Genomic DNA, 19578 nt, shown 5'->3' with positions numbered 1-19578 from the left:
TTATTTTTGTGTTGGATCGAATGTGTAATCCCCACCAAGATATTGTTCAGAAAGTTTTTTCAACGTACCATCAGCACGCATTTCTTTCATAGTTTTATCAATTTTTTCGTTTACTTGTTTCATGTCATCTGTACGTTTAGACAAGAAATAAGTTGGTACTACTGCCAATACATCGCCTACGGCTTTGAGTGGCAAGCCACGGTCTTTAATAGCAGAGTTAATTACGTATTCGTACTCACCTGCTGCATCAGCACGGCCTGTAGCAACGAGGTTTAATGTTTCTGCACCTGCTTTATCTGTATAGATAACTTCGATTTGAGGATTTGCTGTTTCGTTGAATTGTTTTACTAACTCGTTGAACTCAGAGGATGTAGTAACGGCGATTTTCTTGCCTTTCAAATCATCTAGTTTAGAGATATCGTTGCGGTCATTTTTAACTACTAATTTACGTGTAGAGTAGTTGTTAACCTCATTTGTGTAGTAGTATTTTGCTTCACGAGTTGGGTTACGGCGCATTTGGTTCGCGATCATATCCACTTGGCCTGCATCCATTGCTACGAAGGCAGCATCAACGGCCATTGGCTTGAAGTTGAAATGAAGGTCTGGATTACGACGTTCAATTTCTTTCAACAATTCTACGTCAAAACCTGTAAGGTTGCCGTTATCATCTGTGTAGGAATACGGGCGAACCGTACCGCGTGTAGCTACGTTAATTACTTTCGCATCAGGATTTACCTTTGCGTCCTTAGATGTATCATCGCCGCAACCAGCCACCACAAGCACGCCTAGTGCCAAAGCGCCAATAGCAAATAATTTCGTCAATTTCTTTGTATTAAACATGTAAAACTCCTTCTCCTCGCAATGTTTTCAGGAATGACTCTACCTCATTTGTATGGGTGAAAGCCTCAATCATTCTATCTATTTGGTCCGCCTTTAATATAAGGCCTAATTTAATGCGTATATCCTCCATAGTAAGAGGATTCTTCGGCGATCCTTTAGGATTATTCACCGTTTCTGTGAAAGTATCTCCATTTTTCAATGTAATGGTTACTTTCGTAATCCGCTCTGTTTGGGATACCTTCGGTAAGTCATAGACACGCTCAATTCGTGACATATAGTCTCGTACCTTTTGGTCTATGATATCCGTCTTGAATAACTCGTCCTGTACCGCCCCATACGCGAGGACTTGGTACACAACGTACTCTATGGAAAACTGCCCTTCTCGACCTGTTGTTGGCGATGTATAGCGCAATGCCGCATCAGCACCAGGTGGAAAATGAACAGTGACTCTGTCTATATCATTCCAAAGGAATAAATCGGTGGCAGCACATAGATTGATTTTCTCTTCTTTCTCTGTATCTGCTAACACAGACCGTGAGTCGGATATAGCACTTAGTCTACGTTTATCTTGTTCATCTACATCTGGTGAATCCTTGCAGTGCTTAGACACAGACAATGAAGAAATATATATTCTATGTGCTACGATTTCTGCTGCTTCAGCTCCACAAATGGCTGCCGAGCAATAAGGGTGGACTTTCATCCACAGACCAGGATCAATGAGTTGTCCTGGTGCTAGCCAACGGCCAGCGATGTCATTTGATGTAACGGTAATATTACCGATAGTTTTAAACCAACCCCGTTCAGGGTCAAACGGTTTTGTGCTTGTTTTAAGTGATGTATGTTGTAACAGTTCGTAAGCCCATACGCCATTGCGTGCTGCCAGTCCCGCATGGAGCGGCTTACCATCTGTACCACTTTGAAAGAACATGCCCGCCGATTGTGTGGCAGCCAAAGACAGGAGCTGAGCCAAACTTTCACCATGAAGACCTCACAAAGCGCCTATAGCGGCCGCCGCCCCAATGACACCAACGGTCCCTGTAGAATGCCATCCTTGGGTTCGATGGGCAGGATTGATGAGGGAACCAATAATCCCCTCTAACTCGGCCCCGATGATATAGGCACGAAGGAAATCATGCCATGTATCATGCGGCTCGAGCACTGCCAACAAAGCAGAATATAAAACAGTACTGAAATGACCTGCCAAATTTGCCTGGGCATCATCAAAATCAAGATAATGCGAAGCAAAACCATAATACAAAGCCTTATCCGCCTTAGATACATTCTCTATTGCTAAGCCAGTATTGCCCTCTGATATAACCTTGCCATTCAAAACAGTGGAGTTCATATGACGGCCAACATCCGAGCCTATAGATGACTTAGCTCCTATGAACCGAGCCAAGTCTCGAACGGCTTGTTCGTTCTCTGCTGGTGCTAAGGATGCTAGATAATCTAGAAAGGCAATACGAGCCACTGACAGTAGGTCCTCACGGTTCGCCACATCCGTTTGTTCTATGTAGTTCACAATCGTCTGTGTTACGGAATCCATGGAGCCTTCCTTTCAGTTATCTATAATTAAATATATTGATCGATTCGTCAGTAATATATCAGATTTCATAGTAAAAGATTTACTAAATACAGCTCATCCAACATATGAATTTACTATCTATTTTATTTACCAAATTTTTCAGCACGGTCATTTGGTTCTAACCAAATGGAGTCGTCTGGACCTTTGGGAACAAGGCGTGGTAGATCTTCAAATGGCGTATGGTCTACATAGTAGAAGCGTTTGCGCATGGAGTCGAAGTCTGTTGTGCCACCGAAGGCTGGATTAGAATACAAATCCTTCGCGTAGTTCCAAAGATTTGGATAGTCTACGAGGCGTTTTTTATTCACCAAGTATTTTTGGTAGAACACGAGGTCAAAGCGCGCTAATGTTGGGAAAATACGGATATCTGGATCGGTAATAGTATCACCCATCAAGTAACGTTGCTTGCTAAGGCGTTCTTCAAGCCAATCTAAGCGAGCAAAGATACGATCATAGTAGTATTCGTAATCTTTTTGGTTTGTTACGAGAGCTGCCAAGTTTACAGCCAAGTTGAAGTCAGCGTAGATGATTACATTCAATGCATCTATGTCGGCACGCAATTCCTCAGGATAAATATCTGGCGCATCAGGGGACACAAAATCTTTAAAACCTAATGCTAATTCTGTAGTCAACGCATGGTAGTCATTATTTACAACAGCACCAGTTGTAACATCTACGATAGCCGGTACTGTGGAGCGTGCATCGTAGTTAGGGTCGCCTTTGCGGTACGCTTCACCTAAGGAGTGAATGCCCAATACAGGGTCCTTCTCATCCTTATCAAGGGTAAAGAACCAGTCTGCAATTACACCTGCAGGACGCAATGGATCAACCGTACCTTTTGAAATCACTTTATCTAGTCCGAGCAAATCGATGGCAATAGCAATACGGTGAGCCCAAGGGCAATGCTTAGACCATACAAGGCGGTAACGGTCCTTTTCTACAGGTAGAAACCCTGGTTCACTGCCAAAAGGTGTTGTGAATTGAGGCTCTTCACTATCAGAATATTTTTGACGACGGTTAAAATTCGATGCATCTTTACCTTCATACTCCTTCTGCTCCCCTTGAGAACGAGGGTTACTAGATTGAAACTCAGAAAAATCGATAGGACAAGGATTCATAGCGCGTTGAAACTCAACTTCTTTTCGAGCCGCCGCAATGGTAGGATCCTTGATTTTACTTATATCTACGTGTTCACTCATTCTATACTCCTTATAAAGGTCATCCCCATTAGCTTTATTCCACTTTTCATGGTGAAAGCTTCTGTGATATTCCTCAATTATTCCTACTAACTTAATATGAATATAAGCCTATATTATATTATTTAAAAACCTATGTCAATAGTGGGTATTTAAAATTTATAATATCTATTACAAACAAAAATCTCGAGTTATATCGTTTCTAGATATAACTCGAGCTTTATTTAAATTATGTGTATTAAACAAACACTAGTATTGGTAATATTTTTATTCGTGAGGTGTTGTATAGTTAATATCTTGTGCCTTGTAACTTTCACCATGAGCTAATACATGAACGATGGTTTCCAATGTGGCACGTACAGTTTCAACAGCCATGCTTGGTTGATTTGGTTTATCCACCACTTGGGATGGCAAGTATGGGATGTGCATAAAGCCCGCCTGAATATTGCCCTTTTGCGCGGCATAGTGACATACACCATACATCAAGTGATTGCATACAAAGGTTCCCGCTGTATTGGAGACCTTAGCAGGAATACCGTTTTGATGTAACGCATTGACGATATTTTTTATGGGCAATGTCGCAAAATAGGCACTAGGGCCATCGGCTACAACAGGCTCATCTTCCGGTTGATTGCCCCCATTATCTGGGATGCGAAAATCGTCGCAGTTAATAGCAACGCGTTCCACTGTAATATCAGGACGACCACCTGCTTGACCTACACACAGGATAAAATCTGGTTGGCACTGTTCAGCTGCTGCTTTTACAGTATCAACAGATTTATAACGAATGGTAGGAACCATTTGTGTCACTACCTTGTAATCACCATCGGTATAACCATCCATTGTTTTGACCGCTTCCCAAGCCGGATTAATAGGTTCACCGCCAAATGGATCAAAACCGGTAATCAAAATTGTTTTCATCACACTACCTCATAACGATATCTTATGGTTCATTAGAATAATCAAACATGATACATAATCTTAGAAGGATATATCATACAGTCTCATAAGAATATCGTGCTTTCACAGAAAAGGGTTAAATAAAGTAATACATTAATAGAATATTCAATACGAGCATGATCAATGCAATTGGAAGTTGTGCTTTAATAACGCCGTATTGGTCGCGCATTTCAAGGAGCGCTACCGGTACGATGTTAAAGTTGGCCGCCATAGGTGTCATCAAAGTACCGCAATAGCCAGCAAGCATTGCTATAGCACCAACAGCCGCAGGGTTCGCACCATGAGCTACAACGAGCATTGGGATACCGATGGCACTTGTAATCATCGCAAATGCAGCAAAGGCGTTACCCATGATCATTGTGAAGATAACCATACCAATGCAGTAAGCCACAACAACGAGGAATACATTATCTGCTGGTACTACACTTGCGACTGCACTGGAGATAAGTTTACCAACGCCAGCCAAATTAAATAGATACCCAAGAGCCGCTAATAACTGGGACAAAATAGCAGTCCAACTGATAGCATCGATAAGACGACGACCTTCATGGAAACCTTGGTTAAGTTCGCCCTTTGTAATAAAAAGAGCAGCACACATAGCGATGATTGCGGCAATACCTAGACCAACAAGAGCGCCTAACTTAGTAAAGAAACCAATGAAGAATGTAATAATACCAACAAGTAATGCTGGTACAAAGATAACATTGCCAATACGAACAGCTTCGCCTTTTTTGAATTCGATAGGAGATTCAAAGTAATGGCCTTTGCCGAGTTGTTTTACTAATACGATAGCTGCCATAGCAATGACAAGCCAGCCATTAATTTCCTTGGAGAGATAAGAACCAAAGATAAAGGATACGCTATATAAGAGCCAAAATAAGCCTGTACCAATACGATATTTATGTTCTTTATCTAGAAATGATTGAATAGCAAAGATAAATAGAATAATCCCTACGAGAAGATATACGTAATCTAAGGGCTGCATTTTATAGAATATTTCTAACATATTATTCAGCCTCCTTCTTCAATTCTTCTGGTGTAACAAGAATATTTAACTCATTAGGTACTAATTTACCAGCTTTCATATCCGCTTCGTCACGAGCTACAGAGGCTTGAATTGTTTTATCAAAGATAATAAAGCGAATAAAGTTAACGATATAGGCACAAACAGCCGTTGGCAATCCGTACAATACCATATCTGTTAATTCTACAGAATAACCTAATTGTTCCATAACGCCTTTGATGAGTAATAACCCACCAGCAGCAAGGAATAAGTTTTGACCGAAGAAGTTACCTATATTATCTGCAGAAGCAGCCACACCACGTACCTTATCAAGCGTACGTTGAGATACTGGACGGCCTTGAGCTACCGCAGCTTCACTCATAGGAGCAATCAATGGACGAACCATAGCAACCATACCGGACATGTTAATGCCAAAGGCTACAGTTACTTGACGCACAAATAAGTAAATCATAAAGATACGACCTGCCGTAGCAGCGTTGATCTTGCCAATCAAAATTTCTGCCCGTTCACGTAAGCCGTGACGTTCCATAAGACCGATAACAGGTAAAATCAAAATAAATAATGACATATAACGATTTTTAACAAAGGCCTCTCCAATAGCACCAACGATATCGTTAATACTGAGACCACCTGCCAGGCCCGTTACAAAGCCTGCGGCTACGACAACTAACAAGGCATTAAAGCGCAGCATCAGACCGATGACCATCACTAAAATACCAGACAAAATCAACATATGGACACATCCTTTCTACAAATCATCCATAACACATATAACCATAAAGATACGTTATATGTATATATTATATACTGAATAGTCATAATCTTACACAAAAAAATACCTTGTATCTAAATTTAGTGAATGTCCCTGATCTGCGATCAGAGCATAAAACACTCAAATAGAGTACAAGGTAATTTACGTAATTAATATAACGCTTTCTTAATTAATTTAATTCTTTCTTGAATAATATAGTTGTATGCTGTTTTCCTCTAAAATGAACCTTATCATACGCCGTAAACCCAAAGGATTCATACATTTTAGGCAACCACGGATGCTCCTTAGCCGTTCCTAATGTAACAATATGTGTTTTAAACTGTTCTTTTAAAAGCTCCTCTGCATAGCCCAAGACTTCCCGTGCATATCCTTTACCTTTGAAAGCTGGTGCCGTTACAAAATGAGCAATATGCGGATATTTATCCGGCGTTGAGTATTTCACCCAAGGCATACAAAACGTAATAGAACTAACTAATTGCCCATCAATATACAAGCCGTATACAGGATAATTTTCAATCCACTCCTTAGACTCCTCTTCCGTAAAATCAATAGCGTCGAAGCTAATGGGATAGTCTTTTATAGCTGCGTAACCATCGATTAATACCTTATGATATTCTGCTGTGTCTGCAACTGTTAATTGTCTAAATTCTTTCATGGTCTTTCCCTCATATCTATATTTTTATTCACAAACTACGAATATTAATTCACTTTGTGAAAGTAATTATACACCTATATGTATTTATTTGCAATATATTTACATAAATATTATATGAAATCATAATATCTATAAAGGAAATCTTATATGCAATAATGTAATATATAGACCAACCCTCAACCATACTAAGTATCAAATAAATAAAAGGTCCAAATTCTCAACCGAAAGAGTATTTGTATAAAAATAAGCAGAATACAATTTAAATTTCAGTCAATGATTTCATTCCGTCTAACCATAATTGACGAATTCCTATAAAATAAGCACAATACCACAAAAAAATTTAGACAAAAAAACAGGATGTATCAAAAGATACATCCTGTTTTGAGTTTTTACAAACTCTAGAAAAGTTAATTCTATTGATTATTGTATATACGGGAACCGTATACGTCACGTTCATTTTTAGGTTCGTTATTAACGCGAACACGTTCAGTTTTATGACGATCGTTATCATCACCAGAAATACGGTCAACACGGAAGTGGTTAAGACGGATATTTTGTAATTCAGGACCGAATTCATTCAATGCACGTTTCATGTTTTCGTCAATAGGAGCACCATTTTGAAGTGCACGATACAACATTGTAGCGAATTCGTAACGAGTCATCTTAACATCGCCTTTGAATGTGCCATCAGGGTAGCCAACAAGGATACCATTACCAGCCAATTGGCTAATATATTGGTAAGCCCAGTGGTTGCGAGGAACGTCTGGGAATTCAGCAGTTTTGCTTGGATCAATTGCATGTGGAGTCAAGATTTGTAACAAGTTGTTATATTTGTTTTCCATATCTTGAAGACGTGCGTTCAATTCAGCAATTTCACGCCCCATAGCTACGCGGGAACGGGATTCAGGGGAACGTTTACCAAGACGAATAGATACACCCGCGTTCAATTGAGTTTCGCCAGTACCTACAGTACCACCAACAGAGAACATTGTATCTTCGTTAGGGCGGTAGAATGCACCCAACGCAGCGGAGTTAGCATTATGGTAGTGACCATAGCCAGCAGCAATTGTCCATTTATCATCTGGGTTGAAATCCAATGGGTGCAATGCAGCCAATGCAGCGGAACCTGCACCTACTTTGTTAACGCGTCTTTCAACAGTGCCAACACGATTAGTCAAGTTCTTAATATTGTTATTAATTTGACCAGGTGTGGAATTGTTGATTTGTGTTTGTAAATCATTAGCTACGGAATATAATTGGCTACCGTTTACAGCATCTGTAGATGTAGCGGAGATTTCCCCAGCCGCAACATTTTTAATTTGACGTTCAGCACCAGCTTTACCTACGGACACGGAACCATTAGCTGCAGAGCCTACGCCAGCAAAGCCACCGAAGGTATGACCAGCGATGGTTGCACTACTTTGTGCTGTAGCTTCGCTTGTAGTGGAACCTGTACCTAAAGCGATAGAGTTTAAGTGTGTTGCATTTGCATGATCACCAATTGCAAGAGCATGGTCAGCTGCAGCATTTGCATCAGAACCAAACGCATTAGAACGCACGTTAGTTGCCTGTGCACCAGCGCCAAATGCTTGAGCATGATCACCAGATGCAAGGGCTGAGGAACCCATAGCAACAGAATGATTATTGGTTGCTTGTGCGCTAGAACCAATCGCATTAGATTTATAGCCAGATGCTAACGCTTCATAGCCAATAGCTTGTGAGCGAACTTCGGAAGCCTTTGCACGTGTACCAATAGCAGTAGACCATGTACGTTGTGCTTCAGCAGAATGACCAATAGCAATAGATTCATTCATCAACGCTTTGGAAGAATTACCCATTGCTAATGCAGAGGTGCCTGCTGCAGTGTTATTAACACCAATAGCGACAGAATTACTTTTCCAGTCACCAGTTTTCTTTGTAGCATCATCTGGCTCATTTTCGTAATCACGATCACGGAAGTTTGCATCAGATTCTTTTACAGTATTACCGCTACCATACGCAACTGCATTATTAGCACCTGTAACAACATTAGTGTTGTCCATTACAACAGAAGCAGCGTCTGCCGGATTAACATTCGCACCAACAGCAGTGACAGCAGCCAATACAGCAAACGCTAATTTTTTGGAATGTTTCATTTCTCTCATCTTACACCCTCACTAAATTAAAAAATCATCCAAATTACAATACAATTTTTCATTCTCTCTATGTTCCGTCTCTCACCTCGGTCTGAACAGGTGAATATTCTAAATTAGCATAAAGAAATACCCCTATATCAGTTTAAGAAAAATTTATATTGTCGATTACCCGCATAGCATATCAAAGTTTTACGATATACACAACCCTTTTTTCTAACACAAATTAAATTAACAAGTTTTTATACCTATCAGAATCTGCTTTATTCCTAGCTTTATAGTGAAATAAATTTTACTCATTATTTTCCCTTATGAGTTAAATTTTTCGCAACTTTGTAAACTTTTCTCATGTAACAAACTGTATAACTTATAAATAAATAACCACCTTATAAGTACGAAAAATATACCTTTTACCCTTATTACACCTCATTCACACTTAATTCATGAATTATATGTGAATTAAGCTATTTTGTATATTTAATCAAAAGCTTTTCATTTTATTATAATTTTATATTTCTATAGTAGCAGTATCTATCAATGCAAATCAATGCTCAAAAAGACAATAACGAGAATGTTATGAGAATAAACATGACAAATATGATTTATATTGACCAATATTTTATGTATATGATCAAAGAAAGAAAGCCCCTACTCTTCATGAAGATAGGGGCTTTATAACAAGAATCTTTCTTTATTATATGTAATTATACTAATAATGCACTTACAAGTGCTTCTGCTTTATTAAAGTCGGATTCTTCGGGGTTCCAGTTACATTTGATTTCAGGCTCTACTACAGAGAATCCGTATTTAGTCAACTCTCCACGGAGTACCTTTGTAGATTCACCAGACCAGCCATAGGTACCAAATACAGCAGCCTTTTTATTTTTGAATTTCAACTCACGCAAGAAATCAAGCCAACCAGCTACGGAAGATAATACGCTATTACCTACTGTTGGGGACCCTACAGCAATAGCTTTAGACTTAAAGACTTCTGTCATGATGTCATTTTTATTGGTTTTACTAATATTGAAAATCTTAACACGTGTATCAGGGGATTGTTTCGCAATTTCTTCAGCAATCTTATGTGCCAACTTCTTGGTGCCGTCCCACATAGTGTCGTATACAATTGTGATTTGATCCTCTTGGTACGCTTGCGACCATTCATAGTATTTTTCTACAATTTGCATTGGATTTTCACGCCAAATCGCGCCATGACTAGTCGCTATGATATCGATTGGCAAGTTAAGCTTTTGAATTTCTTCAACTTTAGCTTTTACCAATGGAGAAAACGGATTTAAGATATTAGCGTAATACTTCATTGCCTCTTCCCATAGACGGCATTGATCGGCCTTATCTGCCCATAATTCCTCTACAGCGAAATGTTGACCAAATGCATCGTTGGAGAACAAGATATTATCCCCTGTCATGTACGTCGCCATGGAATCAGGCCAGTGGAGCATGCGCATTTCCACAAACACCAAGGATTTACCGTTCCCAATATCTACAGAGTCCCCTGTTTTAACAGTTTTAAAATTCCATTCAGGGTGATGATATTGTCCAACCAAGGACTTAACAGCATTTTCTGTACAATAAATAGGCGTATTAGGGATTTTTTCCATCAATGCAGGCAAGGAACCGCTGTGATCCACTTCGCCGTGGTTACATACGATGAAATCAATCGTATTCAAATCAATTTCAGATTCCAAATTATCAATGAACTCAGAGGAATGAGGTTTCCATACAGTATCGATGAGGACCGTCTTCTCCTCTTCAATCAAATAGGCATTTTGGCTAGATCCATTATTAATGGTGTAATCAGAGCCGTGAAATTCTTGCAATTCCCAGTCGATTTTACCAACCCATGATACGTTGTTTTTAATGTGCTTTCTCATAATAACCTCCATGTTCTGTGAAAGTAAATATACTCACCTCATATCTTTTAATGAGTCTATAAAGGCCCACAGATGAGAGAAGCAACTTTCACCGGTATTCCCCAATATATGGCCCCATGTTGTATCAATGAATACAACATAAATCGGTCATTAGTTATGGTTTTATTATAATCATATCGCATAATTAAGTCTGTATCTGTAGGTACAGATTTGAGAATTATTATAAAAACCACTCATAGGTAATCACATGCCGTACATTAGTACACATCGATTTCCCATGAGTGGTTACGAGTATATGTAATTATATGATTATTTATTACCCGATTTAGATAGTCCAGGGATAGCTTTATAGATATATAATGCAATATATCCATCAACCAAGCTATGAACGATGGTACCGCCACCTACAAGAACAAATACAACGTAGATGAGATCAATGTTTGGCATCGTAGTGGTAGTATAGAACAATAGGCATGCTAGTACCTCACCAATAGCGTGAACGATAGCACAAGCAAGGTTAAACGCAACAAAGGATAGAGCCCCTGTTAATACGCCTGGATGATGTTTAATATAGTAAGCCCCCATCAAGGCAAAGATGATATGAGATGCAGCACGCATAACGATAACAAGTGGGAACCCTGCTACAAAGAAGCCGAGCGTAGAACCTATCACGACACAAGCTGCCATCTTTCTAGATAAGAACATAGCTAAGAATATAGGAACATGACTCGCCAATGTATACGATGCCGGTGGAATCACAACTTTCAAAGGCATCACGATAGGAATCATGATGGCTAGTGCCATCAATAAAGCAGTAATGGTTAAATTTCGATACATCGAAGAATTCATAAAGGCCTCCTTAAAGAATATTTTGCCATACATCTACCAATATAGCACTCTAATATATGAAGAACAACTACGTATACCGCTAGTGTCCTACAAAAAAAGAGAGGGCCTTACAACCTTCTCTTTTTTAATTGGACAAATATATTATAATACCTATATCTTAACGCTTATAATACGATTTTAAAAATGACGTAACTCACGTTAATACCTTTCAGGAATCTTAATTCATTACTTTTATAAACGTTCAATTACGGCTTGCGCCATTTCTGTTGTACCTACTCGTTTCAACCCTTCGCGGTAGATATCGCCAGTGCGGTAACCATCAACGAGCACTTGTTCTACAGCACTTTCAATAGCGTCAGCCACTTGAGGTAAATCAAGGGAATGACGACACATCATCGCAGCGGACAAGATTGTGCCCAATGGATTCGCCAAATTTTGGCCCATGATGTCTGGTGCGGAACCGTGGATTGGCTCATACAATGCTGTGCCTGTACCCATGGATGCAGATGGTAAAAGCCCGATAGAACCAGAGATAACCGCGCCTTCGTCGGACAAGATATCGCCGAACAAGTTTGTCGTAACGATAACGTCAAATTGTGCAGGATTTACAACGAGTTGCATCGCTGTGTTATCTACATAGAAGTAATCTGTTGCGATGTCTGGATTAGCAGCCGCCTTCTCTCGGGCGATTTTACGCCACAAACGAGAAGACGCCAATACGTTTGCTTTATCTACGGATACGACCTTTTTGTTACGTTTGCGAGCTGTTTCCATGGCGATGTCCATGATGCGCTCTACTTCGTAACGGCTGTATGTTTCTTTATCCCAAGCGAACTCGTTAGCACCTTCGCCTTGTGCCTCTTCACGTTCACCAAAGTAAATACCACCAGTCAACTCACGAACGATGACAAAATCTACATCTTGTACGAGCTCCTTTTTAAGCGGAGAATACTCTTGTAAAGATGGATAAATTTTCACAGGACGCAAGTTACAGAACAAACCAAGCTCCTTGCGAAGGCCTAGGATTGCCTTTTCAGGACGGATAGACGGATCTACATTATCCCATTTAGGACCACCTACAGCGCCAAGCAACACAGCATCAGCCGCTTTACAAGCCTCAATAGTATCCTCAGTCAAAGGCACACCATACGCATCAATAGACGCACCGCCCGCTTTCTTATCAATCCAATTAACCTTTACATTGGCTTTCTCAAAAGCCACATCACACACAGCCTTCGCTGCTGCAATAATCTCAGTACCGATACCATCACCAGGAATCAATACAATATTCTTTTCGCTCATCTTACCTCTCCATATAGTAAATGCTCATAAATGAACCACAAACTCATCAGCCTTTATTGCACTATTCAGGTCTATATAGCCTGTGCCGAGCCTTCACACTTCCGAGAGCCGAATGCTCGTCGAAAACGACTTTGGCCCTGCGGAGGCCGCAGGCCGAAGTCAGACCTGGCCAGTGGAGGCTTGAGACGAGTGTTCGGCTCGCCCCTATTTGCGGTTTTTCGCAAAGTTCACAAGACCGCCTGCCGCCGCAAGGTCTTGAATGAATTGTGGCAATTCAGTGCCTTGGTATTGTTCGTTTTTCGTCAAGTTGTACACGATACCTTTAGACAAGTCTACGCCTATAGCATCGCCTGCATCGATACGATCAACTTGTTCACCGATTTCCACAACTGGTAAACCGATGTTGATAGCATTACGGAAGAAGATACGTGCAAAGGAGTGTGCTATGATAACAGGCACGCCTTTGGCTTTAATAACGCCCGGTGCATGTTCACGAGAAGAACCACAACCAAAGTTTTTACCAGCTACCATGATTTCGCCGGCTTTCACATTAGGAGCAAATGTTGTATCAATATCTTCCATCGCATGTTCAGCCAATTCGTTCCAATCGGCAATCGCCAAGTAACGAGCCGGAATAATTACGTCTGTATCTACATCGTCGCCGTAGCGCCAGATTTTCTTGCTTTCAAAATCCATATTAAACCTCCTCAGGACCTGCAATGCGGCCTAATACAGCACTTGCTGCCGCCACGTAAGGGCTTGCCAAATATACCTCAGAATCAACGTGACCCATACGACCACGGAAGTTACGGTTTGTAGTGGAAACGGTACGTTCCCCTTCAGCCATGATACCCATGTAACCACCTAGGCATGGTCCACATGTTGGCGTGGACACAGCACAGTCAGCTTGAATGAAGATGTCCAATAAACCATCTTTCATAGCTTGATCGTATACATCTTGGGAACCAGGAATTACGATACAACGAACGAATGGAGCCACCTTGCGACCTTTGAAGATTTCCGCAGCTGCTACCAAGTCTTCGTAACGGCCATTTGTACAGGAACCGATGATAACTTGGTCGATTTTAATATCCTTGTCGATTTCGTTAATGTAATGCGTGTTGGATGGCAAATGAGGGAATGCTACAACTGGTTGCAATTTGGACAAGTCGATTGTAATCGTTTGAGCATATACCGCATCAGCATCTGGAGTGATTGGCTCAACAGGGCGATTTACGCGACCTTTGATGTATTCTTCAGTAATTGCATCGTAAGGGAATACGCCACATTTACCGCCCGCTTCGATAGCCATATTACAAATTGTAAGACGGTCAGCCATAGTCATATGCTGTACGCCTTCGCCGGCGAATTCAAGAGCCATGTAACGAGCGCCGTCTACACCGATTTGACCAATCAAGTCAAGAATTACATCTTTCCCCGTTACCCATTTGTTAGGTTTGCCAATAAGCTCAACCTTGATTGTTTCAGGCACTTTAAACCAAGTTTTACCTTCTGCCATAGCAACGCCCGCATCAGTGGAGCCTACGCCTGTGGAGAATGCATTTACCGCACCATATGTACAAGTGTGGGAGTCAGCACCGATCATCATTTCGCCAGGGCCGATAAGACCTTTTTCTGGCAAAATAACGTGCTCGATACCCATTCTACCGACTTCAAAGTAGTTTGTAATGCCATGTTCGCGCACGAAGTCGCGCATTACTTTCGCTTGTGTAGCGGATTGAATATCTTTATTTGGTGTAAAATGATCCGGCACTAAGTAGATTTTATGACGATCAAATACAGGTTTGCCAATCTTCAAAAACTCTTTACGAGCCGGTGGGAATGTGATGTCGTTCATCAATACCGCATCCAACTGACATTCGATGATTTGTCCCGGTTTAACGACATCAAGACCCGCGTGGCGAGCCATATTCTTTTCAGTAATGGTCATACCCATATTATTCTTCCTCCTGTTGTTCTAGCTCCATAGCTAGGAATACTGAGTTTACTGCATTAATATATGCATTTACACTTGATTTAACGATATCTGTGCTGATACCACGACCATGGTACAAGCGACCGTTATATTCTACCTTGAGGGTTGCTTCCCCAAGGGCATCTTTACCGGCTGTGATAGCACGGATTTGGTAGTCTTTTAAGCTGATTGGCAAGCCAACAACACGTTCAACCGCTTTAAGGGATGCGTCTACTGGACCATCACCAACGGCAGCATCCGCTCTTTCACCATCTGGAGTCATGAGACGAACGTCAGCGTATGCGTAGCCTTTTTCACCCAATTTGTAATATTGAGCCACGAGCTCGAACGCTTTTTTGTGGTGAAGATTATCTACAACAAGGGCTACGATATCATCATCGTATACTTGTTTTTTGCGGTCTGCTAACTCTTTAAACTTAGCGAAAAGATCGTTGATTTTTTCCTCAGCAAAAGATTGGAACCCAAGTTTTGCCAAGTGATCCGCAAAGGCATGACGACCGGAGTGTTTGCCCAATACGAGGTCTGTTTTTTCAGCCCCTACGGACTCAGGAGTCATGATTTCATACGTTTCAGGATTGCTCATCATGCCATGTTGATGAATACCAGACTCATGAGCAAAGGCGTTAGAACCCACGATTGGTTTATTTGGAGGAACTACAACCCCTGTTAAACGGCTCACAAGTTTAGATGCTTTCGTAAATTGTTTTGTATCGATGTTCACTTGAAGGTCATCAAAATAATCATGGCGTGTTTTAAGAGCCATTACCACTTCTTCAATCGCTACGTTACCAGCCCGTTCACCCAGACCATTAATTGTGCCTTCTACTTGGCGTGCACCTGCTTTAATAGCGGCTAACGTATTCGCATTGGCAAGGCCTAAGTCGTCATGGCAGTGAACAGAGATAATTGCATTTTCAATTCCTGATGTATGTTCTTTAATGTAGCGGATTTTATCACCGAACTCATTAGGGTTCATATAACCTACTGTATCTGGTACGTTAATAATTGTAGCGCCACCAGCAATTGCAACACCAAATACTTGGCATGCGAAATCTAAATCAGCGCGTGCCGCGTCTTCACCAGAGAACTCGATTTCATCAACCTTACCTTTTGCATATGCCAACACGGATTTAACCTTATCCAATACCTCTTGGCGAGTCATTTTTAATTTATATTCCATATGAAGTTCGGAAATAGCAATGAATACATGTAAACGGCTACGTTCCGCATCTTTCAACGCATCAATCGCTTTTTGTACGTCCTTTTCATTAGCACGAGCCAACGCACAAATTGTTGCACCTTTGACTTCGCGTGCAATCGTTTGTACCGCTTCAAAATCTCCAGGGGATGCCGCCGGGAAACCGGCCTCAATAACGTCAATGCCGAGACGTACTAGGCCTTTCGCAATTTCAATTTTTTCAGGAGTTTGTAAAGATACACCTGGTGTTTGTTCCCCATCACGAAGGGTTGTATCAAAGAAATATACGCGATTCTGTTCCATAATAGCCACCTTTTCTATCCTCATAAAACATAACACTTTATTATATCTATCCATAGTGAAAGTTTGTAAAATCGCCAATGTCGACACCATATATAATCTGTGACTTACTAGACTTTCACAAATAAAAAAGCCCCTCAGAACAACTGTCGTTGCTCAAAGGGGCGTTATATTCATAACACGGTACCACCCTAATTGGGACTCGTTTCGGGTATAACGGAACCACCGTCAATGACTACTGCTGTATTCGCCATCAAAGCTCACGGGAGAGTGTCAGCGTACAACCTCTATTGCCTCGCACCAGCCGGCAACTCTCTGAAAGCAGGATTTGTAAACCTTTATACCCGTTCATCGCTTGATTTAAGATATAAAAGTATTATACGGCATTCTATAGAACTGTGTCAACAGGATGGACATGTGAGTTTTGTGAAAGCACAGTTTTATCGTTACAATTTGACATTCCCCATGATTTCACGCATACTGAAAATAGGCAGTACCAATGATTGGAGGAATTATTATGAGTGGTTCAAGCAAATTCTTCTTTATTGTATCGGGTATTGTAAGCATTATCCTGGGGATATTCTTACTATTAAACCCCGTTATTAATCTCATGGCTTTTGCCTGGCTTTTTTCTATTATCTTTTTCGTCAATGCGGTCAGCTCCATTATAAATTATTTTATGTTACCGGCTGAATTACGTAGCGGCTGGTATCTCATCAGCGGCATTATCAATGCTCTATTCGGTATCTTTCTCGTATGCGGCGGATTTGCATTCCTACCGTTAGTATTCCCGATCACAATCGGCATCTGGATGGTATTTGAAGCCATCTTTATTTTCATTAAATCAAGAAAGTCCGACAGCATGGTATCACTCATGGGACGTAATGCAAAATGGCTTGCACTAATTCTTTTACTATTAGGCCTATTACTTATATTCGAGCCGATCGCTTTTGGTGAAGCATTTATCTATTGCATCGCTTTCGGCTTCTTATTTGACGGGATTTATTCCATCGGTGAGGCTTTTAAAAAATAGAATATAACTAAATAATTACACTATAAGATTGACCATGTACTGCCAAATAGCTGTCATAAATTACGATGTCTATTTCGTATTTGTGGCAGCTATTTTATTTGTTTTGGCTAGCCGTCATGCTAAATGTATTCGCCTACTACATTTGCAAGTGGTTAGACGCTTTTCTAGCTCTTTTATTTAGCAACTAGCCCAAAACGCTCTAACATTAGCGTAATAATGTAAAAAATCCCTCGGAGTTACAGCTCCGAGGGATTTTGTAGTTAATTGCACAACTATCAATTGTCTATCTATAATATACTACACTTAAAATAGTTTTCAATATCTACACTCTTAATCATTTCTCTAGCCCGCTCAACAGAAACTAGCTCATTAAATAAAAACACATGATTCTGTCCCTCATATTCCCAAGATGCCAAATACACAGCATCATCCACCATTCGATAGGTTACCGTCATCCCATTTACAACATCTGTTTTTTGAGGTAAGTAATCCTTATAATCGCCTGCGATATTACCTGATAGAGTCGATACACGATACTTAATATACTTTGGCATATCATCTACACGGTCAAAGTAATTCCCTTTTAAAAGCTCATGATAGGCATACACGATTTGTAGTACATCATGATCTACAATAGATACATGTACAGGGCGGAGTCCCTCTACTCCACTTGGCAACTGCGGTTTAAAGTTCAAATGTTGCTTAGCCTCATATGCAGTATCAAATACCTCTAGAGATTGACCTTTACGAGTGCTTTTATAATCGCTATCAGTTATAGTACAACTACCTAGACCGTCAGGGCATGGAAACTCATTTCTGTCACCATAGGGCTGGTCATAAATAGAATTACCATTAAGACGAAACCGCATCAAATCATCTGCGGAGGCAACATTGATGGAACCTATGAAAGCTAATGTAACAAGTACACTTAAAAATTTTATCATCGTACTATCCTTTGTACTCTAAAAAGGTATATTTAGACTAAAATAAAGTCTTTAATCCACAAACTTATTAAAATCAGCTAAAATTTGGGCTACATCTTTTCCTAATATTACAAATAGAGACATAGTATAAATCTTATCATACCAAGATTCAATCTCTTGATTAGATAATCCCGTAAGCATTTGATCCTCATTATTATGACGAATATTGAATTTATTGTACATATAAAACAACTTCTCTAAAGCTTGAATTTTATCATTATTTGCTTTTAATAAATCCTTTAATTCACTAGATTTATTAAGTGGTTTTCTCCAGGGCTCCAATAAATCTGCAATTTTCTTAAGAAGCTCTTTCTTTCTTTCAATATTACCTTTATTAGAAAAGTGATTATATTCCAAAATACTTAAAGCTTCTTTTATATCAGCAAATTCTGTTACAGCCTGTGCAGCCTCATTAGCAAATACATTATTTTCTACAATAATTTGTCTATCGTCAATAACAATAAACTTATATCCCAAAGAGGAAATAACCCTTTCAATCTGAGTTTTAATTATATTCTTTTGACTTTCTATCTCTTGATTATCTAAGTTATCTAACATAGAGATTAAATCTACATACATTTCAGCATATAAAAAATATTTATCAAACTCTGAAATATCAAAACATTCTAAATAAATAGTACTGAGTAATTCTTGAAGCGATAAAAAGTGTTCTCTTCGCTTATAATATTTGGCAAAATTTTCTGCAACCAAATCATGCAAAGAATACGACTTCCTTCGATGGAAGCAACACTCTTGTATAAATAAATTATTTAACTTTTGCAACTCAAAATTAACATCAACTTTCGAGTTTTTTAACAAGTCAAAAAAGGTTCTTCTCATATATACCATGTCTCCCCTTAC

At 40.0% G+C, this 19578-nt stretch carries 16 protein-coding genes, 1 pseudogene and 1 other annotated feature; of the genes and pseudogenes, 1 reads left to right on the top strand and 16 read right to left on the bottom strand.

Going from position 1 to position 19578, the window contains the following annotated elements; all coding sequences use genetic code 11:
- The 14 genes and pseudogenes from B1A77_RS03380 to B1A77_RS03315 form a co-directional block, all read right to left on the bottom strand.
- On the bottom strand, positions 1–840 hold the full coding sequence (locus B1A77_RS03380; protein WP_021147573.1) for a transporter substrate-binding domain-containing protein: 840 nt from the start codon (positions 838–840) through the stop codon (positions 1–3).
- A pseudogene (locus tag B1A77_RS03375) lies at positions 833–2386 on the bottom strand (MmgE/PrpD family protein). Before B1A77_RS03375 ends, B1A77_RS03380 begins: the two are co-directional and overlap by 8 nt.
- Before the next feature lie 122 nt (positions 2387–2508).
- On the bottom strand, positions 2509–3624 hold the full coding sequence (locus tag B1A77_RS03370; protein WP_077707928.1) for a glutathione S-transferase C-terminal domain-containing protein: 1116 nt from the start codon (positions 3622–3624) through the stop codon (positions 2509–2511).
- Positions 3625–3888: 264 nt separating this feature from the next.
- Entirely contained in the window at positions 3889–4542 is a 654-nt protein-coding gene (pcp, locus tag B1A77_RS03365; protein WP_077707927.1) for a pyroglutamyl-peptidase I, read from the bottom strand.
- A 115-nt stretch (positions 4543–4657) separates the two neighbouring features.
- The gene (locus B1A77_RS03360) at positions 4658–5587 is read right to left on the bottom strand and encodes a DUF979 domain-containing protein (protein WP_004697680.1); all 930 of its coding nucleotides are present in this window, start codon (positions 5585–5587) and stop codon (positions 4658–4660) included.
- Position 5588: 1 nt separating this feature from the next.
- A complete protein-coding gene (locus B1A77_RS03355; RefSeq protein ID WP_004694268.1) occupies positions 5589–6338 on the bottom strand; it encodes a DUF969 domain-containing protein in 750 nt (249 codons plus the stop codon).
- Positions 6339–6546: 208 nt separating this feature from the next.
- The gene (locus B1A77_RS03350) at positions 6547–7032 is read right to left on the bottom strand and encodes a GNAT family N-acetyltransferase (RefSeq protein WP_004694271.1); all 486 of its coding nucleotides are present in this window, start codon (positions 7030–7032) and stop codon (positions 6547–6549) included.
- A 413-nt stretch (positions 7033–7445) separates the two neighbouring features.
- Positions 7446–9176: an S-layer homology domain-containing protein gene (locus B1A77_RS03345; RefSeq protein ID WP_077707926.1), complete on the bottom strand. Its 1731-nt coding sequence runs from the start codon at positions 9174–9176 to the stop codon at positions 7446–7448.
- A 692-nt stretch (positions 9177–9868) separates the two neighbouring features.
- On the bottom strand, positions 9869–11056 hold the full coding sequence (locus B1A77_RS03340) for an oxygen-binding di-iron domain-containing protein (RefSeq protein ID WP_077707925.1): 1188 nt from the start codon (positions 11054–11056) through the stop codon (positions 9869–9871).
- Between the two features lie 309 nt (positions 11057–11365).
- Complete coding sequence (locus B1A77_RS03335) at positions 11366–11905, bottom strand: hypothetical protein (protein ID WP_012863703.1); 540 nt, start codon at positions 11903–11905, stop codon at positions 11366–11368.
- 231 nt (positions 11906–12136) lie between these two features.
- Positions 12137–13207 carry a 3-isopropylmalate dehydrogenase gene (leuB, locus tag B1A77_RS03330; RefSeq protein ID WP_077707924.1) on the bottom strand — a complete coding sequence of 357 codons (1071 nt, stop codon included), beginning with the start codon at positions 13205–13207 and terminating at the stop codon, positions 12137–12139.
- Positions 13208–13411: 204 nt separating this feature from the next.
- Positions 13412–13903, bottom strand: coding sequence for a 3-isopropylmalate dehydratase small subunit (locus B1A77_RS03325; RefSeq protein WP_004697811.1), 492 nt, complete (start codon positions 13901–13903; stop codon positions 13412–13414).
- Between the two features lies 1 nt (position 13904).
- On the bottom strand, positions 13905–15164 hold the full coding sequence (gene leuC, locus B1A77_RS03320) for a 3-isopropylmalate dehydratase large subunit (RefSeq protein ID WP_004697873.1): 1260 nt from the start codon (positions 15162–15164) through the stop codon (positions 13905–13907).
- Position 15165: 1 nt separating this feature from the next.
- Positions 15166–16704 (bottom strand): 2-isopropylmalate synthase, encoded by a 1539-nt coding sequence (locus B1A77_RS03315; protein ID WP_077708644.1) that lies wholly within the window; start codon positions 16702–16704, stop codon positions 15166–15168.
- A 154-nt stretch (positions 16705–16858) separates the two neighbouring features.
- Positions 16859–17062 (bottom strand) — a binding site (T-box leader).
- A gap of 156 nt (positions 17063–17218) precedes the next feature.
- Between B1A77_RS03315 and B1A77_RS03310 the strand changes: the two genes are divergently transcribed.
- Positions 17219–17734 carry a DUF308 domain-containing protein gene (locus B1A77_RS03310; protein WP_077707923.1) on the top strand — a complete coding sequence of 172 codons (516 nt, stop codon included), beginning with the start codon at positions 17219–17221 and terminating at the stop codon, positions 17732–17734.
- Between the two features lie 287 nt (positions 17735–18021).
- Here the strand turns inward: B1A77_RS03310 and B1A77_RS03305 are convergent, their stop codons facing one another.
- Positions 18022–18678 (bottom strand): hypothetical protein, encoded by a 657-nt coding sequence (locus B1A77_RS03305; protein WP_077707922.1) that lies wholly within the window; start codon positions 18676–18678, stop codon positions 18022–18024.
- A 51-nt stretch (positions 18679–18729) separates the two neighbouring features.
- A complete protein-coding gene (locus B1A77_RS03300; protein ID WP_077707921.1) occupies positions 18730–19557 on the bottom strand; it encodes a hypothetical protein in 828 nt (275 codons plus the stop codon).
- Between the last annotated feature and the right edge of the window lie 21 nt (positions 19558–19578).

Source organism: Veillonella parvula (genome assembly GCF_002005185.1).
GTDB lineage: Bacteria > Bacillota > Negativicutes > Veillonellales > Veillonellaceae > Veillonella > Veillonella parvula_M.
This window is presented reverse-complemented; position numbering and strand designations above follow the sequence as displayed.

Coding starts and splice junctions, on each gene's coding strand:
- B1A77_RS03380 (WP_021147573.1), bottom strand. CDS start 840: ATGTTTAATACAAAGAAATTGACGAAATTATTTGCTATTGGCGCTTTG.
- B1A77_RS03370 (WP_077707928.1), bottom strand. CDS start 3,624: ATGAGTGAACACGTAGATATAAGTAAAATCAAGGATCCTACCATTGCG.
- pcp (WP_077707927.1), bottom strand. CDS start 4,542: ATGAAAACAATTTTGATTACCGGTTTTGATCCATTTGGCGGTGAACCT.
- B1A77_RS03360 (WP_004697680.1), bottom strand. CDS start 5,587: ATGTTAGAAATATTCTATAAAATGCAGCCCTTAGATTACGTATATCTT.
- B1A77_RS03355 (WP_004694268.1), bottom strand. CDS start 6,338: ATGTTGATTTTGTCTGGTATTTTAGTGATGGTCATCGGTCTGATGCTG.
- B1A77_RS03350 (WP_004694271.1), bottom strand. CDS start 7,032: ATGAAAGAATTTAGACAATTAACAGTTGCAGACACAGCAGAATATCAT.
- B1A77_RS03345 (WP_077707926.1), bottom strand. CDS start 9,176: ATGAGAGAAATGAAACATTCCAAAAAATTAGCGTTTGCTGTATTGGCT.
- B1A77_RS03340 (WP_077707925.1), bottom strand. CDS start 11,056: ATGAGAAAGCACATTAAAAACAACGTATCATGGGTTGGTAAAATCGAC.
- B1A77_RS03335 (WP_012863703.1), bottom strand. CDS start 11,905: ATGAATTCTTCGATGTATCGAAATTTAACCATTACTGCTTTATTGATG.
- leuB (WP_077707924.1), bottom strand. CDS start 13,207: ATGAGCGAAAAGAATATTGTATTGATTCCTGGTGATGGTATCGGTACT.
- B1A77_RS03325 (WP_004697811.1), bottom strand. CDS start 13,903: ATGGATTTTGAAAGCAAGAAAATCTGGCGCTACGGCGACGATGTAGAT.
- leuC (WP_004697873.1), bottom strand. CDS start 15,164: ATGGGTATGACCATTACTGAAAAGAATATGGCTCGCCACGCGGGTCTT.
- B1A77_RS03315 (WP_077708644.1), bottom strand. CDS start 16,704: ATGGAACAGAATCGCGTATATTTCTTTGATACAACCCTTCGTGATGGG.
- B1A77_RS03310 (WP_077707923.1), top strand. CDS start 17,219: ATGAGTGGTTCAAGCAAATTCTTCTTTATTGTATCGGGTATTGTAAGC.
- B1A77_RS03305 (WP_077707922.1), bottom strand. CDS start 18,678: ATGATAAAATTTTTAAGTGTACTTGTTACATTAGCTTTCATAGGTTCC.
- B1A77_RS03300 (WP_077707921.1), bottom strand. CDS start 19,557: ATGAGAAGAACCTTTTTTGACTTGTTAAAAAACTCGAAAGTTGATGTT.